The organism is Micromonospora sp. ATLC16, from assembly GCF_057196645.1.
On sequence record NZ_JBXUOW010000043.1, the window covers coordinates 18,189 to 43,895 of the forward strand.

Sequence of the window (25,707 nt, forward strand, 5' to 3'; positions counted from 1 at the left end):
CTGTCGACTCGTCGGGCCGTCGCACGGGTGGTGCGGTGCCGGGTACGACCGTCGTGAAGATTATCAATCGCAATTACTCTGAGTCAACGATGTTGTCGGCGATGCAACTCAGCGGCTTCTGTGAAACCGCCTCTGAACTGGTAAATATTGCCGATCATTGCAACTGGTGCTGCTCAGCTGAACCACAGCTTACGTCAACTCAGCGTCACCACTCCCCATTCATCTCGGGAGTTTCTGTGACGCCTGGGTGACGCGGTGCTGCGCATCGTGGCGGCAGCCGTCCGGGCACACCCGGTGGCGTCCCACAGCCCACCGGGGGAGGACCAGCATGGACCGAACGCTGATCGTCGCGAAGGTGGCTCCGACCGCGGAGTCGGCGGTCGCCGAGATCTTCGCCGAGTCCGACACGACCGAACTGCCCCGCCTGGTGGGGGTCCGGCATCGCTCGCTGTACCGCTTGCACGACCTGTACGTGCATCTCATCGAGACCGAGTCGGCCGGCGACGGCGCCGTCGAGGCCGTGCGGGAGCACCCGGAGTTCGTCCGGGTGAGCAGCCGGTTGAGCGCCTACGTCTCGCCGTACCGGCCGGACTGGCGCTCACCCCGGGACGCCATGGCACGCTGCTTCTACCGTTTCGACGGGCGTCGGCCGTGACCGCCACCGCACCCTCGGGCGAGTCCCTGTGGTCCCGATGCGGCGGCTGTGCCGCCCTGCTCTACCGCAAGCGGCTGCGCCGCAATCTCGACGTCTGCCCGGAGTGCGGGCTGCACGCCCGACTCGCCGCACCCGAGCGGCTCAGCCAACTGGTCGACCCGGGATCGTTCCGGCCGCTGCCGGACCGGGCGGTCGAGGTGGACCCGATCGGCTTCGTCGACGTCCTGCCGTACCCGCACCGGCTCGCCGCCGCCCGCGCCGAAACCGGCCTGTCGGAGGCGGTGCTCTGCGGCACCGCCACGATCGGCGGGTCGAGCTGTGCGCTCGCGGTGATGGACTTCCGGTTTCTCGGCGGCAGCCTCGGCTGCGCCGTCGGCGAGCTGATCACCCGTACCGCCGAGCAGGCGTTGGAGTTGGCCGTCCCACTGGTCCTGGTCACCGCCTCCGGCGGCGCCCGGATGCAGGAGGGCGCGCTGTCGCTGATGCAGATGGCCACGGTCAGCCAGGCGATGGCCGCGCTGCGCGAGGTCGGGCTGCCCACCATCAGCGTGCTGACCGATCCCACCTACGGCGGAGTGGCGGCCTCCTTCGCCACCAGCGCCGACCTGGTACTCGCCGAGAGCGGCGCCCGGATGGGCTTCGCCGGCCCCCGGGTGATCCGCCAGGTGACCGGCCGCAAGCTCCCGGAGGGCTTCCAGACCGCCGAGTTCCTGCTGCGACACGGCCAGGTCGACATGGTGGTGCCCCGGCACGCGCTGCGTGCCCGAGTGGCCACCCTGCTCGCCGCCACCGGCCGCCGGGCCACGAACCGGCCCTGCGTAACTGCCCCGCCGCCCGAGGCGGCCCGCCCGATCCCGACGTCCCGGACGCCGGTCCGCGACGCCTGGGAGACGGTACGCCTGGCCCGGCACCCCGGCCGCCCCACCACCCTGGACTACCTGGAGACCACCTTCGACGGCTTCACCGAGCTGCACGGCGACCGGCTCGGCGGCGACTGTGCGGCGGTGGTCGGTGGGTTGGCGCGGCTCGATGGCCGGCACCTGATGGTGATCGGCCACCAGAAGGGACACACCACTGCCGAACTGGCCGCCCGCAACTTCGGCATGGCCACCCCGGCGGGGCATCGCAAGGCGTTGCGGCTGATGCGGCTGGCGGCCCGACTCGGACTGCCCGTGGTGACCCTGGTCGACACCCCGGGAGCCGATCCGGGCGTCGAGGCGGAGGAGCACGGTCAGGCGGCGGCCATCGCGGAGAACATCCTGACCCTCAGCGCGCTGCCCACGCCGGTGGTGACCCTGGTGACCGGCGAGGGCGGCAGCGGCGGCGCCCTCGCCCTGGCGGTGGCCGACCGGGTCCTGATGCTCCAGCACGCGGTCTACTCGGTGATCAGCCCGGAGGGTTGCGCCGCGATCCTCTGGCCCGGTCGTACCGCCGCTCCGCAGGCGGCCCGGGCCCTGCGGTTGACCGCGCCGGATCTGTGTCGGCTCGGGATCGTCGACGAGGTCGTTGCCGAGCCGGACGGCTCCGCCGCCGACGACGCCGAGGCGACGGCGCGAACCGTCCGGCAGGCGCTGCTGGCGAACCTGCTGCCGCTGTTGGAGGTCCCGACGGTGACCCTCGTCCAACGACGTCGACGGCGCTTCCGCCGCTTCGGCGCCGCCCGTGCCGGTGCCCGGGCGGGTACCCGATGAGCACGGTGCCCACGGCCGCCGATGTCGCGGTCTACCCCCCCTCGTCCGCCGCGTCCCCGGCCGGCGCAAACGCGGCGGCGGCCGGGCCGGTTGGCACACCCCGCACCGCACCGACGACCCCGGCCGGCGGCGTCGCCGCCCCGGCACCCGCCCGGCCTGCGACGGCCGACGCTGCCCTGGCCGAACTACGCCGACACGCCCAGCAGGTCGTCGCCGAACTGGCCGACCCGGTGCGCCGGCTGCGGCTGCGCCTCGGCGACGCCGAGCTGGAGGTGGAGTGGGATCGGCCGGTCGGCCCGGGCGTACCGTCCGGCCCCACCGATTCCGGCGTAGCCGCCCCCGCCACCCGCCCTCGTGCCGCGCCAGCGCCTCCGCCCACGACGGCGGTCGAACCGTCCGCGGCCCCGCCGGCGACGAGCCCCGCGACCCGCGTGAGCGTCCACTCGCCGATGGTCGGCACCTTCTACCGGTCGCCGCAGCCGGGCGCGGCGCCCTTCGTGGCCGTCGGTGACCTGGTCCGACCCGGCCAGGTAGTCGGCATCGTCGAGGCGATGAAGCTGATGAACGAGATCGTCGCGGATCGGCCCGGCCGGGTTGTCGAGGTCCTGGTGACCGATGGACAGCCGGTGGAGTACGACCAGCCACTGGTCGCCCTGGATTCGGCGTGAGGGTGGTGCGTCGATGTTCTCCAAGGTGCTGATCGCGAACCGGGGCGAGATCGCGTTACGCATCCTGCGCGCGTGCAGGGAGCTGGGCATCCGTACCGCCGTGGTCTACTCCACCGCGGACGCCGACTCGGCGGCCGTGCGGCTGGCCGACGAGGCGGTCCGGATCGGTCCCTCGGCCAGCCGGCGCAGTTACCTCAACGCCGCGGCGGTGGTGGAGGCTGCCCGTAAGGTCGGCGCCCAGGCGGTGCACCCGGGATACGGCTTTCTCTCCGAGGACGCCGATTTCGCGGAGATCTGCGCGGACAACGGGCTGACCTTCGTCGGCCCGCCGCCACACGTGATGTCCGTGCTGGCCGACAAGTCCTCCGCCCGGGCGCTGATGAGCCGGGCCGGGCTCCCGCTGGCGCCGGGTGCCGTGCAGCCGGTGCCGACGGCCGCCGAGGCCGCGGCCGTCGCCGCCGAGGTGGGCTATCCGGTCATCATCAAGGCCGCCGCCGGGGGAGGGGGCCGCGGGATGGCCGTGGTCCGCGCCCCGGCGGACCTGCCCCGGGCGTACGCGCGCACCCGGGCCGCCGCCCAGGCCGCCTTCGGCGACGACCGGGTGTACGTCGAGCGCTACCTGACCGACGCCCGGCACGTCGAGGTGCAGTTGCTCTGCGACTCCACCGGCAACGGTGTGCACCTGGGCACCCGGGACTGCTCGGTGCAGCGCCGCCATCAGAAGCTGGTCGAGGAGGCACCCGCTCCGGCGCTGTCCCCGGCGACGTTGGACGCCATCGCCGGCACCGCCCTGCGCGGTGCGCTCGACGTCGGGTTCACCGGTGCCGGGACGGTGGAGTTCCTGGTCGACGCCGACGAACGGTTCCACTTTCTGGAGATCAACTGTCGCATCCAGGTGGAGCACCCGGTGACCGAGATGATCACCGGGATCGATCTGGTGCACGAGCAGTTCCACGTCGCCGCCGGCACCCCGCTGCGCTGGCGTCAGGACGACATCCGGTTCACCGGAGTAAGCGTCGAGTGCCGGGTCAACGTGGAGGATCCGGACCGGGACTTCGCGCCCACGCCCGGCCGGCTGGACCGCTTCGTGCCGCCCGGCGGCCCGTTCACCCGGGTCGACACCCACGGCCACGCCGGTTACCTGGTGGGTCCGCACTACGACTCGCTGCTGGCGAAGGTCGCGGTCTGGGCCCCGGACCGGGACCTGGCGTTGAACCGGCTGGATCGGGCGCTCGGCGAGTTCGACATCTCCGGACCGGGGATGCGGACCACCATCCCGTTCGTCCGGCGGGTGCTCGACGACGCCGAGTTCCGCAAGGGGCGTCACTCCACCGGGCTGGTGGACCGCCTGATCGCCGCACCTTGATCCGCAACCCCGAGGAGGAAACGATGACCGTCACCGACGCCGATTCGCTGACCGCGGAGATAACCGACATCCTGGTGACCAACTGCGGCCTCGACCCGGATGCCGCCGCCCGCGCGCCGGCCGCCTCCCTGGAGGAGCTGGGCATGGACTCGCTCGCCCTGCTCGAACTCTCGGCAGTGGTCGCCGACCGGTGGCGGGTGAGCATCCCGGAGCAGGCCGCGCAGTTGAGCATCCCGGCCGTGGCCGACCTGGTCACCCGGCGGGCCGACCCACCCGGGCACACCGAGAACAGCATCGTCATCGCCGCGCCGCTGGAGCTGGTCTGGTCGGTGACGAACGACGTGGCCGGCTGGCCGGACCTGTTCACCGAGTACGCGCGGGCGGAGATCCTCGACCGGGACGGCGAGACGGTCCGGTTCCGGCTCACCATGCACCCCGACGAGAACGGCGTGGCCTGGAGCTGGGTCAGCGAACGCACCGCGGACCCGGCCACCCGCCAGGTGCACGCCCGCCGGGTGGAAACCGGGCCGTTCGAGTACATGCGGATCCGCTGGACCTACACCGAGGAACCCGACGGTGTCCGGATGACCTGGGCGCAGGACTTCGCCATGAAGCCGACCGCGCCGGTGGACGACGCCGGAATGACCGAACGGATCAACACCAACAGCGCGGTGCAGCTGGCCGTGATCAAGGAACGCGTCGAGCGGCTCGCCGGGGACCGGACGACCACGCCGCCGACGAGCGTCACCCCGACGGCCGTCTCGACCGGTGCGAACGCGACCGGAGCCGACGATGAGTGACCTCGCCCTGGTGGCCGCCCGGGACGTGCCCGCCGACCGCCGACGCGGCGGCGAGCTGCGGGTCCTGCTCGGTCCGCGTACCGTCGGCAGCACCTCCGGTTTCATGGGCGTGGCCACCATGGCGCCCGGGGAGCGGATCGCCGAGCACTACCACCCCTACAGCGAGGAGTTCCTCTACGTCGCCCGGGGCGCCATCACCGTCGACCTGGACGACGAGCCGGTGCCGTTGGCGGCCGGCGAGGCGTTGTTCGTGGCCCGCAACGTCCGGCACCGGCTGCGCAACACCGGCCATCTCCCCGCCGAGGTGGTCTTCCACCTCGGACCGCTGGCTCCGCGTCCGGAACTCGGCCACGTCGACACCGAACTGGTCGAACAGCGGGACCGGTCGTGACCAGCCGGCGCACCGTGGTCACCGGCGTCGGGGTGGTGGCACCCGGAGGGGTGACCCGGGACCGGTTCTGGAAGAGCATCACCGAGGGCCGTACGGCGACCCGGCGGATCAGTTTCTTCGACCCGTCGCCGTTCCGGTCGCAGATCGCCGCCGAGTGCGACTTCGACCCGGACGCCGCCGGACTGACCCCCGCCCAGCGGCAGCGCGCCGACCGGTACGTGCAGTTCGCGCTGGCCTGTGCCGCTGAGGCGGTCGCCGACAGCGGGTTGGACCTCACCGATGCCGAACGCGACCGGACCGGTGTGGTGCTCGGCACCGCGGTCGGCGGCACCATGGCGCTGGAGCAGGAGTACGTGACGGTCAGCGACAGCGGCCGACGCTGGTTGGTCGACGCGGCGCTCGGCGGCCCGTACCTCTACCCGGCGCTGATGCCCAGCAGCCTGGCCGCCGACGTGGCCTGCCGCCACGGCCTGCACGGTCCGGCGCAGGTGGTCTCCACCGGCTGCACCTCCGGCATCGACGCCATCGGGTACGCCCACCAACTCGTGGTCGACGGCGAGGCCGACATCGTGCTCGCCGGGGCCGCCGACTCGCCCATCTCCCCGGTGACCGTCGCCTCGTTCGACGCCATCAAGGCCACCAGCCCGGACAACGACGACCCGGCGCACGCCTCCCGTCCCTTCGACGCCGACCGGCACGGTTTCGTGCTGGCCGAGGGGGCGGCGGTGCTGGTGCTGGAGGAGGCCGGGCACGCCGCGCGGCGCGGCGCGCACGTCTACTGCGAGGTGGCCGGCTACGCCAGCCGGAGCAACGGCTTCCACATGACCGGGCTGCGCCCCGACGGCCTGGAGATGGGGCTGGCCATCACCGACGCGCTGCGGCAGGCCCGATCGACGCCCGAGGACGTCTCCTACATCAGCGCCCACGGCTCCGGCACCCGGCAGAACGACAGGCACGAGACGGCGGCGTTCAAACGGTCGCTCGGCGCGGCGGCCTACCGGGTGCCGATCAGCTCGATCAAGTCGATGGTCGGGCACTCGCTGGGCGCCATCGGTGCCATCGAGATGGCCGCCTGCGCGCTGGCCATCGAGTTCGGGGTGGTGCCGCCCACCGCCAACTGGGCCACCCGGGATCCGGAGTGCGACCTGGACTACGTGCCCAACGAGGCGCGGGAGGTGCCGGTGGACGTGGCGCTGTCGGTGGGCAGCGGCTTCGGCGGTTTCCAGTCGGCCATGCTGTTCCGCCGGTTGGCCCGGGACGTGACGCCGTGAGCACCCGTCGGGTCCGGACGGTCGTCGGGGTGACGGCGTGACCGGCGGGCGGGCCGTGATCACCGGCGTCGGAGTGGTCGCGCCCAGCGGCGTCGGCGCGGACGCGCACTGGCGTACGGTCCTGACCGGCCGCCGCCGTACCGGGCCGATCTCCCTGTTCGACGCCTCCGGGTACCCGACCCGCCTCGGTGGTGAGGTGGCGGACTTCGACCCGGCCCGGTACGCCGACAACCGCGCTCTGGTGCAGACCGACCGGTGGACGCACCTCGGGTTCGCCGCCACCGCGCTGGCGCTGGCCGACGCCGGCCTGCCGGAGCGGGCCACCGACCCGTACGGCTGGGCGGTGACCCTGGCCAGCGCCTCCGGCGGCAACTTGTTCGGCCAGCGGGAACTGCAACGCCTCTGGTCGTCGCCGTCGCGCACCGTCGGCGCGTACCAGTCGATCGCCTGGTTCTACGCGGCCAGCGTCGGACAGCTCTCCATCCGGCATCAGGCGAAGGGGCCGTGCGGGGTGCTGGTGGCGGAGTCGGCCGGTGGCTTGGACAGTCTGGCGCACGCGGTGCGCACCGTGCGGCGCGGTGCCTCGGTGGTGCTCGCCGGGGCGACCGAGTGCCCGCTGAGCCCGTACGCGCTGGCCTGTCAGTTGCGGTCCGGTCTGCTCAGCGAGGAGACCGATCCGGAACACGCCTACCGGCCGTTCGACGCCACCGCCAGCGGCTACCTGCCCGCCGAGGGCGGCGCGGTGTTCGTGGTGGAGGCGCTGGACCACGCCCAGGCGAGGGGGGCGCGCAGCTACGGCGAGGTGACCGGTTGGGGCGCCACCCACGACGCGGCGCACACCACCTCGGACAGCGCCGGTGATCCGCGCCAGTACGCCCGCGCGATGCGGCTGGCCCTGGGCCGGGCCGGCGTCGAGCCGGACGAGGTGGACGTGGTGGTACCCGACGCGCTCGGGGTGCCCCGCTACGACCGCGCCGAGGCGAGCGCCCTGCGTGCCGTCTTCGGCGCCCGCACGCCGCCGGTCAGTACCCACAAGGAGTTGACCGGGCGGGCGCATCAGGGCGGGTCGGCGCTGGACGTGGCCACCGCACTGCTCGCCTTCGCGCACGACACACTGCCCGCCTCGGCCGGTCCGGAGATGGTCGCCGAGGGCTGCGAGCTGGATTTCCTGCGGGCCCCCCGCCGCCCGCGTACCCGGTTGGCGCTGGTCTGCGCCCGAGGTTTCGACGGATTCAACAGTGCGCTGGTGTTGCGCGGTGCGCCACCGGCCGGAGCGGAGGGGTGATGACGCGAGCACGGGTGGTGTTCCTGGTCCGGGTGCCCGACGAGCGCACCGAGGACTTCCTGCGGGCCTACGAGGCGGTCCGGCACCTGGTCGCCGACGGTGTGCCCGGTCACCTGGTCGACCAGGTGTGCCGTTCGTCGACCGACCCGGAGCAGTGGCTGATCACCAGCGAGTGGACCAGCCTGGCCGACTTCGAGGCGTGGGAGCGCAGCCCGGAGCATCGCGAACTGGTCCGGCCGATGCGGGAGTGCTTCAGTGACGCCCGGTCCCTGCGTTTCCACATCCACGCGCAGACCCCGGTACCGGCCGGAACGCCGGGATGAGTAAGGCGTCTTTCCGGCCGATCCGCGCCGCGCCCCGGCTGCGGAGGTGGCCGCCGGACCCTCAGCGCGACCCCAGGTCGACCTCGGCCAGGTAGACGCAGCTGCGCCCCTCGTGGGACGAGTAGTAGCTGACGTGCAGCAGCTCGTCGTGCCAGACCAGGCCGGGATAGCTGGAGTCGCCGCCGGAGGGCAGCGTCACCAGCTCCCGCAGTCGGCCCCGTGCCACGTCGACGGCGCAGATCGCGGTGCGCACCGCGCCGTCGTGCAGGCGTACGCCGGCCACCAGGGTGCCGTCGGGCAGCCGGCACAGCGCCGGCCCGCCCACGCGTACCCCGAGGTCCGTCCAGGCCCACTCCCGATAGGGCGGACGGGCGCGGCCCAGCTGGGCGGTTGCCGTGCCGGCGTCGCGCCGCAGCAGGCAGGTGGCGGTGCCGTCGGGGTCGAAGACCAGCCCGGATTCGTTCGGATACCCGCCGGAGAACAACGTCCGTACCACCGGTCGCAGGTCGAGGCCGTCCTCGCTGCGGTAGAGCCGGACGAACCGTGGCTCCCGGGTGGCGTAGCCGATGCCGTACATCGCGTCGCCGCACCAGGCTGCCTGCCAGACCCAGACGTCCGGTTCGCCGACCGGTCGTGGTTCGTCCCACCGCTGACCGTCGTCGCTGACCGCGTTGACGGTCCGGAACCGCTTCGGCGTGCCGGTCGCCGCGGCGGCGAGCAACTGCAACCGTCCGTCGGGGCGCAGCACGAAGCGTGGGTCGCGCAGGTCGACCCCGGCCTGGGCGAGGACGGCGGCGGTCTGCCAGGACCGACCGTCCGAGGAGGTCAGTATCCGCAGGACGCCGTCGTCGGAGAGGTGCGACCGGCCCTCGCGGAACGCGCAGAACCAGTTTCCCGCGTACCGGACCAGGTCGGTAAAGGCGCTGTGCGGGGCGGTGTCACCGATACGGCGTAACGCGCGCACCTCGGTGGTCGCCGGACGGATGGTCACGTGCGTCGACGGTACGCGGAGCGGGCGACGCCGGTGTGGCGGTGGGACGAACAGCGGACGAACACGCTGCCCGGGGCGACCGCGCCGGTGCCGACGCGGCACCACGTCGCCGCCGGGCCGGCGCGCTCACCTGGTCGTCCGGGTGCGCCGCGCCGCGACGCGCAGCTCCGCCAGGACGGACCTGCTCGGGCTCCGACCGCTCGCGAGAGCACGGAACACCGCCCACCCGGTGGGTCGCGGCAGCGCGGCCCGGACGTGCTGGCACGGCTGGCGGGTGTCGGCGATGGTGGACCGCATGGAGATCATGCCCGGGCCACCGCCGGTCTGCCTGGCCGACTTCGCCGTCCTGGCCCGGACGGTGCTGCCGGCGCACGTCTGGGACTACGTGGACGGCGGCAGCGGCGCCGAGGTCTGGTTCCAGCTGTACTGGCTGCGGGACCGGTCGCTGGTGGCCGACCTGCTGGCGCGGGTCCGCGCCGCCGGCTGCCGGGCACTGGTCGTCACGGTGGACGTGCCGGTGCTGGGCCGCCGTCTGCGGGACCTGCGCAACACCTTCCGGCTGCCGCCGGAACTGGTCCCGGTGAATCTGCCGGGTGGTCGCGACGACCTGGCCCACGGCGGTACGCCGGGCGTCACCCCGCTGTCCGCACCGCACGATGCGCCCTTCGCTCCGGCGCTGAGTTGGGCGGATCTGCGCTGGCTGGGGGAGAGGTGCGACCTGCCGCTGGTCGTCAAGGGCATCCTGGATCCGGCCGACGCCGTGCGGGCGGTCGCGGCGGGGGCGCAGGCGGTGGTCGTGTCCAACCACGGTGGCCGGCAACTCGACGGGGTCCCGGCCAGCGCCACCATGCTGCCCGAGGTGGTGACGGCCGTCGGTGACCGGTGCGAGGTGCTGCTGGACAGTGGCATCCGGGGCGGCGTCGACGTGCTGCGCGCGTTGGCGATGGGTGCCGACGCGGTCCTGGTCGGTCGGCCGATGCTCTGGGCCCTGGCGGTCGGTGGGCGCTCGGCGGCCGGCACCGCGCTGGCCCTGCTCGCTGACGAGTTACGGGACGCGCTGGCTCTGGCCGGCTGCGCCGATCCGACGACCGCCCGCGATCTGCGCACGGTGCCGGTGGACTGACCGGCACCGGGGCGTCGACTCATCGTGTTCACCCGTTTGCAACCTGCGACCGCCGCCCCTGCCGTCGTCCTGGGTGGACGGTCATAATGGGCGACATGGTTGCCTGGGAGTACGCCCTGCTGGTCCGCCGCTACCAGGGGCAGGGCCGCAATTTTCATGTCTCGTTCGTCTGGTACGGCCCGGACGGGTCCCGCAAGGACATCACGGCGTACGGCGACACCGCCATCGCGCATCTCAACCGCGCCGGACGCGACGGGTGGGAACTCGTCTCCGCCGCCGAGGACGTGAACAACGTGCAGGGCAGCACCGAGGTCCACCGCTACCACCTCAAACGTCAGATCGCCTGAGGCCGGAACCGCTCCGGGCCGGGACGTCCCCGGCCCGGAGCGACCGTCGTCAGCCCAGCTCGACGTCGGGGTAGAGCGGAAAACCGCTGAGCAGTTCACTGGCCTGGCGGCTGACCTTGTCCGCGAGGGCCGGGTCGAGGACGTACTTCGCCTTGGATGCGGTGCCGTCCGGGCCGACCCCGGCGCTGGTCTGGCCGAGCACGGTGTGGATCAGCTCGGCGGTGCTGTCCATCTCCGCGGTGCCGAGCCCCCGGGTGGTCAGCGCCGGGGTGCCGATCCGGATGCCGGAGGTGTACCAGGCGCCGTTGGGGTCCTGCGGCACCGCGTTGCGGTTGGTGACGATGCCCGAGTCCAGCAGCGCCTGCTCGGCCTGCCGGCCGGTCAGCCCGTAGCCGGTGACGTCGATCAGCACCAGGTGGTTGTCGGTACCGCCGGTGACCAACTTGGCGCCCCGGCGCAGCAGGCCCTCGGCCAGCGCCTGCGCGTTGTCGACGATCTGGCGGGCGTAGCCGGCGAAGTCGGGCCGGCGGGCCTCGGCCAGGGCCACCGCCTTGGCGGCCATCACGTGCGGCAGCGGGCCGCCGAGCACCATCGGGCAACCCCGGTCGACCTGGTCGGCCAGCTCGGGGCCGCACAGCACCAGGCCGCCGCGCGGGCCGCGCAGCGACTTGTGCGTGGTGCTGGTGACGATGTGCGCGTGCGGCACCGGATCGAAGTCGCCGGTGAAGACCTTGCCGGCGACCAGGCCCGCGAAGTGCGCCATGTCCACCATGAAGGTGGCGCCGACCGAGTCGGCGATCTCCCGCATGATCCGAAAATTGATCTTACGGGGGTACGCCGAGTAGCCGGCGACCAGCACCAACGGGCGGAATTCCCGAGCCGCCTCGGCGACCCGGTCGTAGTCGACCAGGCCGGTGGCCGGGTCGGTGCCGTAGCTGCGCTGGTCGAACATCTTGCCGGAGATGTTCGGCCGGAAGCCGTGGGTGAGGTGCCCGCCCGCATCCAGCGACATGCCGAGCATCCGCTGGTTGCCCAGCTCACGTCGCAGCGCGAACCAGTCCGCCTCGGTGAGGTCGTTGACGTGCCGCGCCTGGGCCCGCTGCAGGGCCGGCGCCTCGACCCGGTCGGCCAGGATCGCCCAGAACGCCACCAGGTTGGCGTCGATGCCCGAGTGCGGCTGCACGTACGCGTGTGACGCGCCGAACAACTCCCGGGCATGCTCGGCGGCGAGGGCCTCGATGGTGTCGACGTTCTGGCAGCCGGCGTAGAACCGGCGCCCGATGGTGCCCTCGGCGTACTTGTCGCTGAACCAGTTGCCCATCGCCAGCAGCGTCGCCGGGGAGGCGTAGTTCTCACTGGCGATCAGCTTGAGCGACTCGCGCTGGTCGGCCAGTTCCGCTCCGATCGCGTCGGCGACCCGCGGCTCGACACCACGGATCACCTCGATAGCGCTGCGGAAGGCGGTGGACTCGGCGTTGCGCGGCATGCGACCTCCAGGTGACGTGCGGAAGGCCCAGGCGCTCGGCATGCGTCCTCGTGACGGGGCCGCTCCCCGATGGTTCTCCATCTCCATGCGCCAGTCACGGCCCGAGGGGATCCTACCGGGTACGCCCACCCGGCGGGCTGTGCGCCGCCGGGCGCGGTGCGGATCGACGCCCTTGGCCGCTTCACTACGATCGCAGGCATGGCGGCGACGGACGATGGTGGCAGTCTCCTGGCCATCAGTGACTTGCACGTCGGGCACCCGGACAACCGGCAGGTCGTCGAGGGGCTGCGTCCCCGGACGCCGCAGGACTGGCTGCTCGTCGCCGGTGATGTGGGCGACACGGTCGCCGACGTGGAGTGGGCGCTGCGGCTGCTGGCCGGCCGGTTCGCCCGGGTCGTCTGGTCGCCGGGCAACCACGAGCTGTGGACGCCGCCCGCCGACCCGGTGACGTTGCGGGGCGTGGCCCGCTACGCCCACCTGGTCGAGCTGTGTCGCGAACTGGGCGTGGTCACACCCGAGGATCCGTACCCGGTGTGGGAGGGGCCCGGCGGCCCGGTGACCGTGGCGCCACTGATGCTGCTGTACGACCACAGTTGGCGGCCGGACGGCTTCGACACGCCGGAGGCGGCGCTGGCCGAGGCGTACCGGACCGGAATCGTCTGCACCGACGAGGTGCTGCTGCATCCCGACCCGTACGAGAGTCGGTCGGCGTGGTGCGCGGCGCGGGTGGCCGAGACCGCCCGCCGGCTCGCCGAGCGCGATCCCGCGCTGCCGACCGTGCTGATGAACCACTGGCCGCTGGTCCGGGAACCGACGCGGGTCCTGCGGTACCCGGTCTTCGCCCAGTGGTGCGGCACCGACGCCACCGCCGACTGGCACGTACGCTTCGCCGCCGCCGCGGTGGTCTACGGCCATCTGCACATTCCGCGCACCACCTGGCACGACGGGGTGCGGTTCGAAGAGGTGTCGGTGGGCTACCCCCGGGAGTGGCGGCCCCGTGGCGTACCACCGGGCCGGCTGCGGCAGATCCTGCCGTCGCCGGACGGGGTGCCGCCGACGGCGTGGTGAACGGGCAGGGCAAGCAGATGCTGGCCGTGCGGCGGCAGCGCGAGAACGGTTGATCGGCGCGCGCCGCGTCGTACCCTCTCAGGTGTGGCGACGGCGGCGGAGGAGATCCAGGTGGGGCGGCGGACGGTCCGCGTCAGCAGCCCGGACAAGCCGTACTTCCCCGAGCGGGGGCTGACCAAGCTCGACGTGGTGCGTTACTTCCTCGCCGTCGGCGACGGCATTCTGCGCGCGCTGCGGGACCGGCCGACGATGCTGGAACGGTGGCCCCGGGGCGTGTTCGAGGGCGCGACCATCGCCACCCGGCAGGACAACCGGGGTGACGCGTTCTACCAGAAGAGGGTGCCGGCCGGCGCGCCCGACTGGGTGGGCACGGCCCACATCACCTTTCCGAGCGGACGCACCGCCGACGAGGTCGCCCCGGGCGAACTGGCCGTGGTGATCTGGGCGGTCAACCTGGGCACGCTGCGCTTCCATCCGTGGCCGGTGACCAGGGCGGACGTGGAGCGGCCGGATCAGCTGCGGATCGACCTCGACCCGCTGCCCGGGGTCGGCTTCGACCAGGTGGTGCCCGTGGCGCAGCAGGTTCGCGCCTTCCTCGACGAGCTGGGGCTGACCGGCTATCCGAAGACCACCGGTGGGCGGGGCCTGCATGTCTACGTCCCGATCGAGCCGCGGTGGAGCTTCGGTGAGTGCCGCCGGGCGGTGCTGGCGCTCGGGCGGGAGATGCAGCGGCGCCGCCCGGATCTGGTCACCACCACCTGGTGGCGGGAGCAGCGGGACCGGCCGGTCTTCGTCGACTACAACCAGATGGCCCGGGACCACACCATGACCTCGGCGTACTCGATCCGGCCCACGCCGGCCGCGCTGGTGTCCGCGCCACTGGACTGGGCGGAGCTGGACGACGCTCGGCCGGAGGACTTCGACGTGACCACGATGCCGGGTCGGTTCGCCGATCGCGGCGACCCGCACGCGGGCCTGGACGAGCGGTGCTTCTCGCTGGAACCCCTGCTGGAGTTGGCCGACCGGGAGGGCCTGGAGTCCCCGCCCGAACGCTGAGCGGGTCACTCCCAGGGGCTGAGCGTCCCGTCGTACTCCTCGAAGACCAGCCAGCTGCGGGTGGCGAGTACCCCGGCGATGCGCTGCACCCGGTCCAGCACCACGTCCCGCAGCGTGGCGTTGTCCGGTGCCCGGACCAGGGCGAGCACGTCGTGTTCACCGCTGAGCAGCGCCACGTGTTCGACGTAGCGCACCCGGGCCAGTTCCGCCGACACCTCCCGCCAGGTGTTCTGCCTGATCGTCAGCGCGATGTACGCCGAGGTGCCCAGGCCGGCCGGTTCCGGGGCGACCCGGGCGGCGAACCCGGTGATCACCCCGTCGCGCAGCAGCCGCTCCACCCGGGCGTACGCGTTGGTGCGCGAGACGTGCACCCGCTCGCCGAGCGTCCGGATGGAGAGCCGACCGTCCCGGGTCAGCTCGTCGAGGATGCGCCGGTCGACCTCGTCGAGGGCGACGGCCGAACGTCCCGTTCTGCCCTGCCGGTCCGCCTCGTCGGCGGTCTCCTGGCTCATCGAACCCTCCTCCGGGTGCCATCCATCCCGCGTTCACCGGCCATCTTGAGTCAATCATCCGACAGCAGGAGCATAGGGCCACCACACGTCCAGGAGGTTCGCCGTGACCACCATCCCCCAGGCGGCCCGCAGGGCATCTCCGCGCAAGCGGCGGCCGGCCACCCCGACCGCGCCCGACCCCGCCGTCGGCCTGCTGCCCCAGACCGAACCGGTCCGGCTGCTCGACCCGGACGGCACCCTGCTGCCGACCCGCGCGGACTACCCCGAACCGCCCGTCGGGGCGCTGCGCGAGATGTACCGGCGGATGGTCGTCGGCCGGCGCTTCGACGTGCAGGCCACCGCGCTGACCAAGCAGGGCCGGCTGGCCGTCTACCCGTCCTCCCGGGGCCAGGAGGCCTGCCAGGTCGGCGGTGTCCTGGCGTTGCGCGACGACGACTGGGTCTTCCCCACCTACCGGGAGTCGATGGCGCTGACCGCCCGCGGCATCGACCCGGTCGAGGTGCTGACGCTGCTGCGCGGCGACTGGCACTGCGGCTACGACCCGGCGCAGCGGCGGACCGCACCGCAGTGCACGCCGCTGGCCACCCAGTGCGTGCACGCCGCGGGTCTGGCCTACGGGGAGTCGTACCAGGGGCGCGACACGGTGGCCCTGGTGTATATCGGCGACGGCGCCACCAGCGAGGGCGACTTCCACGAGGGAGTCAACTTCGCCGCCGTGTTCAAGGCCCCGGTCGTGTACTTCGTGCAGAACAACAGGTACGCCATCAGCGTCCCACTGTCCCGGCAGACCGCCGCCCCGACGCTGGCCCACAAGGGTGTCGGGTACGGCGTCCCCAGCGAGCAGGTCGACGGCAACGACCCGGTGGCCGTGCTCGCCGTGCTCACCCGCGCGGTCGCGCACGCCCGCGCCGGCAAGGGACCGTTCCTGGTCGAGGCGCACACCTATCGGATGGAGCCGCACACCAACGCCGACGACGCCTCGCGCTACCGCGACGCCGACGAGGTCGAGGCGTGGCGTGACCGCGATCCGCTGGTCCGGCTGGAGACCTACCTGCGCGGTCGGGACGTGCTCGACGACGCGGCCGTCGCCGAGATCGCCGAGCAGGCCGAGACGTACGCGGCTGACCTGCGGGGCCGGATGAACAGCCAACCCACGGTCGACCCGCTGAGCCTCTTCGACCACGTCTACGCCGAACCCACCGCGCAACTGGTGGAGCAGCGGGAGCAGGTGCGCGCCGAACTGGCCGCGGCAGCGGAGGAGGACGCCTGATGGCCACCATGACTATGGCGAAGGCGCTCAACGCCGCGCTCGCCGACGCGATGCTCGACGACGAGCGGGTGCTCGTCTTCGGCGAGGACGTCGGTCAACTCGGCGGGGTCTTCCGGATCACCGACGGGCTCCAGGCCCGCTTCGGCGACAAGCGCTGTTTCGACACCCCGCTGGCCGAGGCCGGCATCGTCGGGTTCGCGGTCGGGCTGGCCATGTCCGGGCTGCGGCCGGTGGTCGAGATGCAGTTCGACGCGTTCGCGTACCCGGCGTTCGAACAGATCGCCTCGCACGTGGCGAAGCTGCGCAACCGCACCCGGGGCGCGTTGAGCGTGCCGATGGTGATCCGGGTGCCCTACGCCGGCGGGATCGGCGGCGTGGAACACCACTGCGACTCCTCGGAGGCGTACTACGCGCACACCCCGGGCCTGAAGGTGGTCACCCCGTCGACCGTCGACGACGCGTACTCGCTGCTGCGGGAGGCGATCGACGACCCCGACCCGGTGGTGTTCATGGAGCCGAAGAAGCTCTACTTCGCCGGCGCCGAGACCGCGCTGCCGACCCGGACCGAGCCGTTCGGCCGGGCGGTCGTGCGCCGGCCCGGACACGACGCCACGCTTGTCGCGTACGGGCCGGCGGTTCCGGTCGCGCTGGAGGCCGCCGAGGCCGCCCGGGACGAGGGGTGGGACCTGGAGGTGATCGACGTACGCACCATCGTGCCGTTCGACGACGCCACCATCGCCGCCTCGGTGCGCCGTACCGGGCGGTGCGTGGTGGTGCAGGAGGCGCAGGGTTTCGCCGGGGTCGGCGCGGAAATCGCCGCCCGGGTGCAGGAGCGGTGCTTCCACGCGCTGCACGCCCCGGTGCTGCGGGTCTCCGGGCTGGACATCCCGTACCCGGCGCCGATGCTGGAGCACACCCACCTGCCGTCGGTCGACCGGGTACTGGACGCGGTGGCCCGGTTGCAGTGGGACGACCAGCCCGACCGGCGTTGGCTGACCGAGAGCAGTGCGGCATGACCGAGAAGGTTTTCCTCCTGCCCGACCTCGGTGAGGGCCTCGCCGAGGCGGAGATCGTGCAGTGGCGGGTCGCGGTCGGCGACACGGTCGCCGTGGACCAGACCGTGGTCGAGGTCGAGACCGCCAAGGCGGTCGTCGACGTGCCCTGCCCGTACGCCGGCCGGGTCGTCGCCCTGCACGGCGTCGAGGGCGAGGTGCGTCCGGTGGGCCAACCCCTGATCACCGTCGCCGAGCCGGTCGGTGGGCAGGCCGCCGGCAGCGAGCCGACCGGGCACGCGGTATACCGCGAGGAGGAGCGGGCCGGCTCCGGCAACGTCCTGATCGGGTACGGCACCGGGCACGGCGGTTCCCGCCGCCGTAGGCGACCGCGGCTCGCCGCAGCCGGGGACGCGTCGGGTGCCAGCGGCGCACCGACGGCCTCGGGTGTGGCAGTGACTCCGTCCGGCGCCGGCCGGCCGGTGGCCGAGCGGGAGCCCGGCCCGCCCGAACCGGCCCAGCCGCTGGTCATCTCGCCCATCGTGCGGCGGTTGGCGCGGGAGCGTGGGGTGGACCTGACGACGGTGCGCGGCAGCGGTCCCGGCGGTGTGGTCCGCCGGGCCGATGTGGAGGCGGCGGCCCGCGACGTCAGCGGGGCGTCGGCCGACGTGGGTGCCCGGCTCGCGGCAGTTCCCGACCGGCCGGCGAGAAAGGGACAACACCCGGCGCAGGGAGACCCGGGCACGGCCGGTGTCCAGGATCTGGTCATCCCGTTGACCGGTATCCGCCGGACCATCGCGGACAAGCTGTCCCGCAGCCGACGGGAGATCCCCGAGGTGACCATCTGGGTGGACGCCGACGCCACCGCCCTGCTGGCGACCCGGGCCGCGATCAACTCCGCCCGCCCGGACCGCCCGGTGAGCATCCTGGCCCTGCTCGCGCGGATCTGCCTGTCCGGGCTGCGCCGTTACCCGCAGCTCAATGCGCGGGTCGACACCGAGGGCCAGCGGATCGTCCAGTCGGCCGGGGTGCACCTGGGCATCGCCGCCCAGACCGACCGGGGGCTGGTGGTGCCGGTGCTGCGGGACGCCGAGCGGCTCACCACCACCGAACTCGCGGCCGAACTCGCGGCCACCACCACCGCGGCCCGGGCCGGCGAACTGCCCCCGGCGCGGCTGACCGGGGGGACCTTCACGCTGAACAACTACGGGGTGTTCGGCGTCGACGGCTCGACCCCGATCATCAATCACCCGGAGGCGGCGTTGCTCGGCATCGGCCGCATCGTGGACAAGCCGTGGGCCGTCGACGGCCAGCTCGCGGTCCGGAAGGTGACGCAGTTGAGTCTCACCTTTGACCACCGGGTCTGTGACGGCGGTGTGGCCGGCGGGTTCCTGCGGCATGTGGCGGACTGTGTCGAGCAGCCCGCGTTGCTGATCGCCACGGTCTGACGGCCCAGGTGAATCAGGGGCGGGTTCGCCGTTCCGTCCGCAGCCGGGACGGCGAACCCGCGAGCGAGCGCCCGCCGGTGCCGCGGACCGGATCAGTGGTACGGCGCCGGACATAGCGCGACAGTCGACCGAGGATCGCCCGAATCGTCGTCGCCGGCATTTTCCGTTCGCCCGGTGCGATTACGAAAAAGGTTCTCCGTGCATTGCCCGTGCTCTTGCTCGAAACCGCGAAAACGTCGACGCCGAGCTGGGGAGAATGTGGCGGAGGAAGCGGCGATAAACGGGGGGACGCATCATGATGTTGAGGCGGCGACTGACGCTGTTGGCGGTGGGTGTCGCAGCGACACCGCTGGCGCTGGGCGCGTGCACCGGCGACCGCAGCTCCGGGCAGCCCGCCGAGGCGCGAGCCAATCCGGAACTGTCCGTGACACCGGTCGAGGGAACCCGCGACGTGCCGGTCAGCGGGGAGATCGGCACCGTGGTCAAGCACGGGCGGGTCACCGCCGTGCGGATCACCGACGACAAGGGCACGACGGTCGCGGCCGAGCCGCGTGAGGACGGCACCGGGTGGGTACCGAGCCGGACACTGGCGCCGAAGCGGACGTACACCGCGGAGGTCACCGCGACCGGCGACTCCGGGAAAACGGTCACTCGCAGGACGACCTTCACCACGCAGCCCAAATCATCCAAACCAGCCGTTGTGAGTACATTGTATTTCGCCGGTGATCGGACGTACGGAACGGCCATGCCGGTAACCGTCGCCTTCGACCCGCCTATTCCCAAAGAGGCGCGGGCGGATGTGCAACGCCGATTGTTCGTGAAAACGGATCCGCCGCAACCGGGCACCTGGTCCTGGGTGTCCGACGGTAGTCAGGCATATTACCGATCGCCCGATTTCTGGCGACCGGGTACGTCGATCAAGATTCGCTCCGCGCTGGAGGGCCTGCCGATCGGCAAGGAGCACGTCGGTGACGCCGACCGGCGGGCCACCTCGAAGATCGGCCGGCAGGTCGAGTTGGAGATCGACAACGCGAGCAAGCAGATGTCGGTGATCCGGGACGGCAAGTTGCTGCGCAGGCTGCCGGTCAGTCTCGGCAAGCCGAGCACGCCCACCTCCAGCGGCAAGATGGTGATCATGGAGAAGCACGAGTTCACCACGTTCGACACGCGGGGCTCGGCCGATCCGTACGTGGTCGACGTCGAGGATGCGCAGCGACTCACCTGGGGCGGTGAGTTCATCCACGGCGCACCCTGGTCGGAGGGGGACCAGGGGTACGCCAACGTGTCCCACGGGTGCACCAACCTGTCGGCGGCCAACGCGGACTGGCTGATGGGCATCACCCAGGTCGGTGACCTGGTGACCGTCAAGGGCACCGAGGTCGAGCTCAACGAGGGCAACGGCTGGACGGCGTGGAACGTCAGCTGGGAGCAGTTCGCCAGGGGCAGCGCACTGCCGGTGCCGGCCGGCCTGCGGCCCTCGCCGACCCAGGCCCCGGACCCGGGGGCGGTCGCCGGAGGCTCGCCCGAACCGCAGCCGTCGGCGAGCGGCGGCTGACCGAAGGTAAGCGCCGGGCCACCCGCTCGCGGGTCGGCCCGGCGCGTCGTGGTGGTTTTCCGAAGGATGGTCACCGAGGGGCCGGGGATCGTCCCTAGGGTGGACCCGGCTGGCCTGCGCGTCATGCCCTGGGCTTACCCGGAACCGCCTTCGAGCAGGGCGGAAGTGTCGGTGGCGGGGGATAGGTTCGTCGTATGCGAGAGCGCGAGGAACGGTTCCACGTCGAGACCGTCGTGTCCGACGACGCGGTGTGCGTTCGCGTGGTCGGTGTGATCGACATCGCCACGGTCGCGGCGTTCCGCGCCGCGCTCTGGGCGGCCCCCACCCGCACCGAGTTGCGGGTGGATCTGTCCGGGGTCCGGCTGCTCTCCGCTGCCGGGGTCCGCACCCTGGTCGCGGCTCGGCTCTGGGTGCGGTCGCAGGGCGGCAACCTGGTGCTGCTCGACCCGCCGCCGCTGGTGGAGCGGGTGCTGCGGGCCACCGGTCTGGGTCGGGTCATCCCGGTGGTCGGCACGACACCGGAGCGGGTGCTCGCCGCGGCGTGACCGGTCGGCGTGCCACCCGTCAGGCGGCGCAACCGGTGCGCGGTCCGGACGGCGCGTCCGGCGCCGGGCACGGGGGCCGGCGCCGGACGCGTGCGGTCAGCGGACGCCGAGCAGGTCGACCACGAAGACCAGGGTCTCGTTGGGCTTGATGACGCCACCGGCGCCCCGGCTGCCGTACCCGAGGTGCGGCGGGATGGTCAGCCGGCGTCGGCCGCCGACGCGCATCCCCACCACGCCCTGGTCCCAGCCGGCGATGACCCGTCCACCGCCGAGCGGGAAGTCGAACGGCTCGCCCCGGTTCCAGGAGGCGTCGAACTCCGCGCCGGTGGAGTGGGACACCCCGACGTAGTGCACGCGGGCCACCTGCCCGGCCTGGGCCTCCGGGCCCTCGCCCACGGTGATGTCCTCGATCACGAGGTCGGCCGGCGGGGCGCCCTCGATCGGGCCGATCTCGGGCTTGCTCGCTGCCTGGTTCATGCGGCTTCTCCTGGTGCGTCGGTTCCGTCTCAGCACAATCCTGCCGGATGCTACGGCCCGACGCCCCGTGGACCGATGCGGGCCACCTGCGGCCGAGCCGGGCGGGACACGGTGCGGCGGACGCCACCGTCAGGTGACGCCCGCCGTGGGGGAGGTGATCAGAGTCAGCGGAGCCAGCCGAACCGCTTGACGATCGGCAGCCGGGCCCAGGTGCGGCCGAGGCCCCAGGTGTCACCGGCGTTGGTCACCGCGAGCAGGGCCAGCACGCCGGCGTAGACGAGGTGGTCGTCCATGAAGGGGTTGTTCTCCGGAGGCAGCACGGCCGTCCACATCAGCACCAGCAGCAGACCGCCGGTCGCGGCGGCGACGCGCACCCCGATGCCGAGCAGCAGTGCGGTACCGATGGCGGCCAAGCCGATCATGAAGAGCCAGTCGGCCCAGACGGCGCCGGCGATGCCGTTGTAGAAGCCCTGGAACGGCCCGGCGGCACCGAAGCTGAGGAAGCCCTTGGTCGGGCTGCCCCCGTTGATCCAGGCGTTCTTCGCCTCGGTGGCGAACCCCAGGCCGAACACCTTGTCCAGGAAGGCCCAGAGGAAGACCCAACCGAGCGCCAGGCGGAGCCCGGCGAGCAGGTAGCGGGTGGCCCGGGTGCGGAGGTTCTGCTCCTGGTTGGTCTCGGCCACCGGGGTGTTGGCGGCGGTGTTCCGCTCGATCATCGCGGCCATCATGTCCACGTCCCTTCGCTGCTTCGCACCGCGTGTTCCGGTGGCATCTCCATTGGACGCCCGGGAAACGGGCGGCGATCAGGGCCGGCGGGCCGATGCCGGCCGGGACCTTCGACCCGTCATCACCGGGACCCGTGCCCGGTGCCGGCCGGCGACGATCCGACCGTCGCAGCGGTCAGCGGGCGACGTACGGATCGGCGAGCTGGGCGGACAGCAGTGCGGGAGCCTCCGCCAACGACGGGCCGTACCAGGTCAGGTGCCGACCGGACACCAGGGCGCAGGGAATGCCGGGAAACGCCTCCGGCCCGTCGTCGCGGGTGAAACGGTACGGCTCGTCCGGCAGCACGACGAGCTCCGGCGTCTGGTCCCGCAGCTGCCGCAGGGTCGGTCGCGGATAGCGCTCCGGCTGCTCGCCGTACGGGTTGTCGATGCCGAGCCGGCGCAGCAGATCCCCGGCGAAGGTGTCGGCGCCGAGCACCACCCAGGGCCGCCGCCAGACCGGCACCACCGCGCGTCGGGGGACCGGCGTGCTCGGTAGCGCGGCCCAGGCTCGACGGGCCTCCGTCAGCCAGCGCGGTTCCGCCGCCGATCCCAGCTCACGAAGCAGGTCGGCCAGCTCGGTCAGCGCACCATCCACTGTGCGGGGATAGGTCACCCGGGTCGGTATCCCCGCCGCGGCCAGGGCGGTGGCGTCCGCCCGTCGGTTCTCCTCGACGTTGAGCAGCACCAGATCGGGACGGAGCGCGCGGATCCGGTCCAGGTCCGGGTACTTGGTGCCACCCACCCGTGGCACGTCCAGGTCCGCCGGGTGGGTGCACCAGTCGGTGGCCCCGACCAGCAGACCGGGCAGGGTCGCCGCCACCGCCTCGGTCAGCGACGGCACCAGGGACACCACCCGCACCCGTCTACCTCCTCGACCCGGCTGCCGAGTGGTCCGGCGTGGACCACCGTCCGTTCACCGCCAGCCCGTCGGAGGAGCCGCCGGCATGATCGTCATCCTAGACTCGGTCGGCCGACGGCAGGGGAGCGTTGTCGAGCTGCTCACGCTCCGTTGGCTGGCCGTGCGGGCCACTGCCGGCCGGCAGGGAGAGGTTGACGAGGACTCATGGGTACGACGATGACCGGTGACCACGATCGCGCGTTGTCGCAGGTGCCGGAGGACGCCGGGCGGGGCGCCGTGCTGATCCGGGCGGAGCAGCGGGTACACGTCGGGCTACGCCTGGGCGAGATCGTCCGGCGTCGGCCGCCGGGTCTGACCGCAAGCCAGTGGAACACGGCCAGCCGGACGCTGTTCGACCATGTGGTCTGCACGGCGGCGACCGGACGGCCCGAGTTCGCCGTCGAGTTCCGGTCGCCGTCGACCGACGCCACCGCCCGGCGGGCCGAGCGGAGCACTGAGGCTGTCGCCGCCGCGATCGGGCTGCCGTTGCTACGGGTCGTCTCCGCCACCCTGCCTGGCGCCGGACAGGGTGCGCGGATCGTCGGGTACCTCGTCGACGCCCGCCGGTACGCCGCCGGCGCCGCCGGTTCTGACGTGGCGGACGTGGGGTTCCGGGACATCGTCGGCCGGTTACCCGGCGGACGTGAGGGTGCGGTCAACGACCTCGGCGTGCTCGCCCGCGCCGAAGCGGTGCAGGCGTACGTGGCAGGTCGGCTGACCGATCCGATCCTGCGCGGGTTGCACGTGCGCTGGACGCGGGGGCCGGCCGAGGGTTGGAGTTGGGCCGAGGTGCGTTCGGGCGAGGTGCTGGTGGAGCGGGTGACCGTGCAGGCGTACGGCCTCTCCTGTGGCGTCGAACCCGCCCGGCTCGCCGAGGACCTGGCCGTCCTCGCGATAGGCGAGCGACTGCGGACCATCGAGGCCGGCGCGCCGACACTGGTGCCGTTCGGGGATCTGCTGGCCGACATTCGGCGGCTGCGGGACCGACGCGACGAACTCGTCGGCGGTTTCGCCTACGACCATCTCTGCCAGCGGTGACCGCATCCTGAGCGTTCGTCGACCGGGCGGACGGTGATCGGCCGGGCGCGGAAAGAAACGTCGGAAAAAAGTTGGCGGCCTTTGAACCGCCGTCGGAGCGCACCCGTACCTCACCGCGAATGGACAGGATCTCCCCAACCCGCACCGGCAGGTGCGGCAGACGATGCGGAAAGGGCATCGTCGTTCGTCGACGTGCCACCGGTGCGTTCAGGCGGTCCCCGTCTGGCGCGCCACCAAGATTCCGTTCGGTCCGTCGAGTCACGAATCAGGAACCGGATCGAGAAGGAGAGCAATTCGATGCGCAGGTCAACCCGGTCGCGCCGACCAACCGGTAACGCGCGGACCAAGCGACTTCTGGCCGTTGGCGCCACGCTCGCTGTCTTCGGCGGCGTCGTCGCCGTGACCCAGATCTCGTCGGCCGGTGACCGACGGTCACAGCAGAAGCGACCGGTGGCGGCCGAGTGTGTCGCACCCAGCCCCGGCGCCACCGCGCCGGCCGCTCGGGGCGCCACCACGACCCGCACCTGGCAGAACGGCCGCTGGGTGGTCAATCACTGGGGCGACGGGCAGCAGACCGTCGAGGAGTGTCAGGAGACCAGGGACGGCACCGACGGCGCGACCACCGGCGCTCTCGCGGTGGCCTGTCCGGACGTGGTCAGCCGACTCCCACAGGTGCCCGACCGAGCCCGGGACGAGGTGGACCGCAACCTGAACGCCTTGCAGACCCAGATCACCGAGGCGGACGAGCGGCTCGCCGCGGAGGGTGACCGCGGTCAGGCGTTCATTCGTAACGCCATCCTCAATCCGCTGGCCAGCAAGCGTCGAGCGACTCTCGGCCGGATCACGATCGCCATCGACCGCTTCGGCCCCCGGCCGCGCCGCCTCGGCAACCTCGCCACCTGCCAGGTGCAGCCGGTCGACAACAACAACGGCGGCACCGACGGCGGTGACAACAACGGCGGTGACAACAACGGCGGTAGCGACGGCGGCAACAACAACGGCCTCGACGTGCTGGCGAACAACTGTGACAACAGCCAGCTCCAGGCGCACGACGGTTTCCAGAACGGCAACCGCTGCATCAGCACCGCCTTCGGTGAGGTTGGTGCCGCGGCCAACAACCCGTCGCTGCTGATCACCGACTTCCCGCAGCAGATCAACCGCAACGAGGGCTTCTCGATCCGGGTCAGCACCCGCAACCTGATCCGGGACCGGTTCCTCCCGGCCGGCCAGGGCGGCTACTACCTGGAGAGCTCGCTGCTCAACAATGAGGGCCTGACCCGCGGTCACTTCCACACCGCCTGCCGGATGCTGAACAACACGGACGAGGCGCCCGCGCCCGAGCCGGTGCCGGCCTTCTTCGTCGCCACCGAGGACGGCGGCGGCGGCGGCCAGCCGGACCAGGTGACCATCCAGATCCCGGGCCTGCCGGACTCCGGTACCGCGCAGTGCGCCGTCTGGGCCGGCGACGGTTCGCACCGCATCCCGATGTCGGAGCGGGCCAACCAGACCCCCGCCTTCGACGCCGTGCGCATCGAGGTCAACTGACGCCGATGGCTGCGGTCGTGGGCTGAGCCGAGCCCGAACAGCGGGGGGGGGGGGGGGGGGGGGGGGGGGGGGGGGGGGGGGGGGGGGGGGGGGGGGGGGGGGGGGGGGGGGGGGGGGGGGGGCGCGGGGGGTCGCCGGG

General features: G+C 72.5%; 26 protein-coding genes and 1 riboswitch. Of the genes, 20 read left to right on the forward strand and 6 right to left on the reverse strand.

Annotated elements, in window-relative coordinates; genetic code table 11:
• Positions 1-328: 328 nt before the first annotated feature.
• The 9 genes from AC2CHE_RS18290 to AC2CHE_RS18330 are packed head-to-tail and all read left to right on the forward strand — an operon-like array spanning position 329 to position 8,450.
• Positions 329-655 (forward strand): TcmI family type II polyketide cyclase, encoded by a 327-nt coding sequence (locus AC2CHE_RS18290; protein ID WP_484506109.1) that lies wholly within the window; start codon positions 329-331, stop codon positions 653-655.
• On the forward strand, positions 652-2,346 hold the full coding sequence (locus AC2CHE_RS18295) for an acetyl-CoA carboxylase carboxyltransferase subunit alpha (RefSeq protein ID WP_484506110.1): 1,695 nt from the start codon (positions 652-654) through the stop codon (positions 2,344-2,346). Before AC2CHE_RS18290 ends, AC2CHE_RS18295 begins: the two co-directional genes overlap by 4 nt.
• On the forward strand, positions 2,343-3,014 hold the full coding sequence (gene accB / locus AC2CHE_RS18300) for an acetyl-CoA carboxylase biotin carboxyl carrier protein (protein WP_484506111.1): 672 nt from the start codon (positions 2,343-2,345) through the stop codon (positions 3,012-3,014). The genes AC2CHE_RS18295 and accB overlap by 4 nt, the downstream gene beginning before the upstream one ends.
• 13 nt (positions 3,015-3,027) lie before the next feature.
• Positions 3,028-4,380, forward strand: a complete 1,353-nt coding sequence (locus AC2CHE_RS18305; RefSeq protein WP_484506112.1) for an acetyl-CoA carboxylase biotin carboxylase subunit — start codon at positions 3,028-3,030, stop codon at positions 4,378-4,380.
• Positions 4,381-4,403: 23 nt separating this feature from the next.
• Positions 4,404-5,180 (forward strand): SRPBCC family protein, encoded by a 777-nt coding sequence (locus AC2CHE_RS18310; RefSeq protein ID WP_484506113.1) that lies wholly within the window; start codon positions 4,404-4,406, stop codon positions 5,178-5,180.
• Entirely contained in the window at positions 5,173-5,571 is a 399-nt protein-coding gene (locus AC2CHE_RS18315; RefSeq protein ID WP_093402661.1) for a cupin domain-containing protein, read from the forward strand. The genes AC2CHE_RS18310 and AC2CHE_RS18315 overlap by 8 nt, the downstream gene beginning before the upstream one ends.
• Entirely contained in the window at positions 5,568-6,842 is a 1,275-nt protein-coding gene (locus AC2CHE_RS18320) for a beta-ketoacyl-[acyl-carrier-protein] synthase family protein (protein WP_484506114.1), read from the forward strand. Before AC2CHE_RS18315 ends, AC2CHE_RS18320 begins: the two co-directional genes overlap by 4 nt.
• Positions 6,843-6,879: 37 nt before the next feature.
• Positions 6,880-8,127: a beta-ketoacyl synthase N-terminal-like domain-containing protein gene (locus AC2CHE_RS18325; RefSeq protein ID WP_484506115.1), complete on the forward strand. Its 1,248-nt coding sequence runs from the start codon at positions 6,880-6,882 to the stop codon at positions 8,125-8,127.
• Positions 8,127-8,450, forward strand: coding sequence for an antibiotic biosynthesis monooxygenase family protein (locus AC2CHE_RS18330; RefSeq protein WP_484506116.1), 324 nt, complete (start codon positions 8,127-8,129; stop codon positions 8,448-8,450). Before AC2CHE_RS18325 ends, AC2CHE_RS18330 begins: the two co-directional genes overlap by 1 nt.
• A gap of 61 nt (positions 8,451-8,511) precedes the next feature.
• Here the strand turns inward: AC2CHE_RS18330 and AC2CHE_RS18335 are convergent, their stop codons facing one another.
• Positions 8,512-9,441 (reverse strand): sialidase family protein, encoded by a 930-nt coding sequence (locus tag AC2CHE_RS18335; protein WP_484506117.1) that lies wholly within the window; start codon positions 9,439-9,441, stop codon positions 8,512-8,514.
• Positions 9,442-9,724: 283 nt separating this feature from the next.
• On the opposite strand from AC2CHE_RS18335, the gene AC2CHE_RS18340 reads away from it, so the two are divergent.
• Positions 9,725-10,564 (forward strand): alpha-hydroxy acid oxidase, encoded by an 840-nt coding sequence (locus AC2CHE_RS18340; RefSeq protein WP_484506118.1) that lies wholly within the window; start codon positions 9,725-9,727, stop codon positions 10,562-10,564.
• 86 nt (positions 10,565-10,650) lie between these two features.
• Positions 10,651-10,911 (forward strand): hypothetical protein, encoded by a 261-nt coding sequence (locus AC2CHE_RS18345; RefSeq protein WP_484506119.1) that lies wholly within the window; start codon positions 10,651-10,653, stop codon positions 10,909-10,911.
• A gap of 49 nt (positions 10,912-10,960) precedes the next feature.
• On the opposite strand, the gene AC2CHE_RS18350 is transcribed toward AC2CHE_RS18345, so the two are convergent.
• Positions 10,961-12,397 (reverse strand): glycine hydroxymethyltransferase, encoded by a 1,437-nt coding sequence (locus tag AC2CHE_RS18350; RefSeq protein ID WP_484506120.1) that lies wholly within the window; start codon positions 12,395-12,397, stop codon positions 10,961-10,963.
• Positions 12,398-12,415: 18 nt separating this feature from the next.
• Positions 12,416-12,505: riboswitch (ZMP/ZTP riboswitch) on the reverse strand.
• Positions 12,506-12,595: 90 nt separating this feature from the next.
• Here AC2CHE_RS18350 and AC2CHE_RS18355 point away from each other — a divergent pair.
• Complete coding sequence (locus AC2CHE_RS18355) at positions 12,596-13,465, forward strand: metallophosphoesterase family protein (protein WP_484506121.1); 870 nt, start codon at positions 12,596-12,598, stop codon at positions 13,463-13,465.
• Between the two features lie 84 nt (positions 13,466-13,549).
• Positions 13,550-14,521, forward strand: a complete 972-nt coding sequence (locus AC2CHE_RS18360; RefSeq protein ID WP_484506122.1) for a DNA polymerase domain-containing protein — start codon at positions 13,550-13,552, stop codon at positions 14,519-14,521.
• A gap of 5 nt (positions 14,522-14,526) precedes the next feature.
• Here the strand turns inward: AC2CHE_RS18360 and AC2CHE_RS18365 are convergent, their stop codons facing one another.
• Complete coding sequence (locus AC2CHE_RS18365) at positions 14,527-15,033, reverse strand: Lrp/AsnC family transcriptional regulator (RefSeq protein ID WP_484506123.1); 507 nt, start codon at positions 15,031-15,033, stop codon at positions 14,527-14,529.
• A 103-nt stretch (positions 15,034-15,136) separates the two neighbouring features.
• Between AC2CHE_RS18365 and pdhA the strand changes: the two genes are divergently transcribed.
• The 5 genes from pdhA (at position 15,137) to AC2CHE_RS18390 (ending at position 20,843) form a co-directional block, all read left to right on the forward strand.
• Entirely contained in the window at positions 15,137-16,303 is a 1,167-nt protein-coding gene (gene pdhA / locus AC2CHE_RS18370; protein ID WP_484506124.1) for a pyruvate dehydrogenase (acetyl-transferring) E1 component subunit alpha, read from the forward strand.
• Entirely contained in the window at positions 16,303-17,319 is a 1,017-nt protein-coding gene (locus AC2CHE_RS18375) for an alpha-ketoacid dehydrogenase subunit beta (protein ID WP_484506125.1), read from the forward strand. The genes pdhA and AC2CHE_RS18375 overlap by 1 nt, the downstream gene beginning before the upstream one ends.
• Positions 17,316-18,743, forward strand: a complete 1,428-nt coding sequence (locus AC2CHE_RS18380) for a dihydrolipoamide acetyltransferase family protein (protein ID WP_484506126.1) — start codon at positions 17,316-17,318, stop codon at positions 18,741-18,743. Before AC2CHE_RS18375 ends, AC2CHE_RS18380 begins: the two co-directional genes overlap by 4 nt.
• Positions 18,744-19,038: 295 nt before the next feature.
• Entirely contained in the window at positions 19,039-20,298 is a 1,260-nt protein-coding gene (locus tag AC2CHE_RS18385; protein ID WP_484506127.1) for a L,D-transpeptidase, read from the forward strand.
• 194 nt (positions 20,299-20,492) lie between these two features.
• Positions 20,493-20,843: an anti-sigma factor antagonist gene (locus tag AC2CHE_RS18390; protein ID WP_281562448.1), complete on the forward strand. Its 351-nt coding sequence runs from the start codon at positions 20,493-20,495 to the stop codon at positions 20,841-20,843.
• Between the two features lie 96 nt (positions 20,844-20,939).
• Here the strand turns inward: AC2CHE_RS18390 and AC2CHE_RS18395 are convergent, their stop codons facing one another.
• The 3 genes from AC2CHE_RS18395 to AC2CHE_RS18405 form a co-directional block, all read right to left on the reverse strand.
• The gene (locus AC2CHE_RS18395; RefSeq protein WP_484506128.1) at positions 20,940-21,320 is read right to left on the reverse strand and encodes an FKBP-type peptidyl-prolyl cis-trans isomerase; all 381 of its coding nucleotides are present in this window, start codon (positions 21,318-21,320) and stop codon (positions 20,940-20,942) included.
• A 164-nt stretch (positions 21,321-21,484) separates the two neighbouring features.
• Positions 21,485-22,045, reverse strand: a complete 561-nt coding sequence (locus tag AC2CHE_RS18400; protein WP_484506132.1) for a hypothetical protein — start codon at positions 22,043-22,045, stop codon at positions 21,485-21,487.
• 175 nt (positions 22,046-22,220) lie between these two features.
• Positions 22,221-22,946 (reverse strand): helical backbone metal receptor, encoded by a 726-nt coding sequence (locus tag AC2CHE_RS18405; protein WP_484506129.1) that lies wholly within the window; start codon positions 22,944-22,946, stop codon positions 22,221-22,223.
• A 204-nt stretch (positions 22,947-23,150) separates the two neighbouring features.
• On the opposite strand from AC2CHE_RS18405, the gene AC2CHE_RS18410 reads away from it, so the two are divergent.
• Entirely contained in the window at positions 23,151-24,023 is an 873-nt protein-coding gene (locus tag AC2CHE_RS18410) for a PDDEXK family nuclease (RefSeq protein WP_484506130.1), read from the forward strand.
• Positions 24,024-24,320: 297 nt separating this feature from the next.
• Entirely contained in the window at positions 24,321-25,568 is a 1,248-nt protein-coding gene (locus AC2CHE_RS18415) for a hypothetical protein (protein ID WP_484506131.1), read from the forward strand.
• Positions 25,569-25,707: the final 139 nt, after the last annotated feature.

Excerpts from the sequence above, each read along its gene's own strand:
- AC2CHE_RS18290 (WP_484506109.1), top strand. The coding sequence starts at position 329 with ATGGACCGAACGCTGATCGTCGCGAAGGTGGCTCCGACCGCGGAGTCG.
- accB (WP_484506111.1), top strand. The coding sequence starts at position 2,343 with ATGAGCACGGTGCCCACGGCCGCCGATGTCGCGGTCTACCCCCCCTCG.
- AC2CHE_RS18305 (WP_484506112.1), top strand. The coding sequence starts at position 3,028 with ATGTTCTCCAAGGTGCTGATCGCGAACCGGGGCGAGATCGCGTTACGC.
- AC2CHE_RS18310 (WP_484506113.1), top strand. The coding sequence starts at position 4,404 with ATGACCGTCACCGACGCCGATTCGCTGACCGCGGAGATAACCGACATC.
- AC2CHE_RS18315 (WP_093402661.1), top strand. The coding sequence starts at position 5,173 with ATGAGTGACCTCGCCCTGGTGGCCGCCCGGGACGTGCCCGCCGACCGC.
- AC2CHE_RS18330 (WP_484506116.1), top strand. The coding sequence starts at position 8,127 with ATGACGCGAGCACGGGTGGTGTTCCTGGTCCGGGTGCCCGACGAGCGC.
- AC2CHE_RS18340 (WP_484506118.1), top strand. The coding sequence starts at position 9,725 with ATGGTGGACCGCATGGAGATCATGCCCGGGCCACCGCCGGTCTGCCTG.
- AC2CHE_RS18345 (WP_484506119.1), top strand. The coding sequence starts at position 10,651 with ATGGGCGACATGGTTGCCTGGGAGTACGCCCTGCTGGTCCGCCGCTAC.
- AC2CHE_RS18350 (WP_484506120.1), bottom strand. The coding sequence starts at position 12,397 with ATGCCGCGCAACGCCGAGTCCACCGCCTTCCGCAGCGCTATCGAGGTG.
- AC2CHE_RS18355 (WP_484506121.1), top strand. The coding sequence starts at position 12,596 with ATGGCGGCGACGGACGATGGTGGCAGTCTCCTGGCCATCAGTGACTTG.
- AC2CHE_RS18365 (WP_484506123.1), bottom strand. The coding sequence starts at position 15,033 with ATGAGCCAGGAGACCGCCGACGAGGCGGACCGGCAGGGCAGAACGGGA.
- AC2CHE_RS18375 (WP_484506125.1), top strand. The coding sequence starts at position 16,303 with ATGGCCACCATGACTATGGCGAAGGCGCTCAACGCCGCGCTCGCCGAC.
- AC2CHE_RS18380 (WP_484506126.1), top strand. The coding sequence starts at position 17,316 with ATGACCGAGAAGGTTTTCCTCCTGCCCGACCTCGGTGAGGGCCTCGCC.
- AC2CHE_RS18385 (WP_484506127.1), top strand. The coding sequence starts at position 19,039 with ATGATGTTGAGGCGGCGACTGACGCTGTTGGCGGTGGGTGTCGCAGCG.
- AC2CHE_RS18390 (WP_281562448.1), top strand. The coding sequence starts at position 20,493 with ATGCGAGAGCGCGAGGAACGGTTCCACGTCGAGACCGTCGTGTCCGAC.
- AC2CHE_RS18395 (WP_484506128.1), bottom strand. The coding sequence starts at position 21,320 with ATGAACCAGGCAGCGAGCAAGCCCGAGATCGGCCCGATCGAGGGCGCC.
- AC2CHE_RS18400 (WP_484506132.1), bottom strand. The coding sequence starts at position 22,045 with ATGGCCGCGATGATCGAGCGGAACACCGCCGCCAACACCCCGGTGGCC.
- AC2CHE_RS18410 (WP_484506130.1), top strand. The coding sequence starts at position 23,151 with ATGGGTACGACGATGACCGGTGACCACGATCGCGCGTTGTCGCAGGTG.
- AC2CHE_RS18415 (WP_484506131.1), top strand. The coding sequence starts at position 24,321 with ATGCGCAGGTCAACCCGGTCGCGCCGACCAACCGGTAACGCGCGGACC.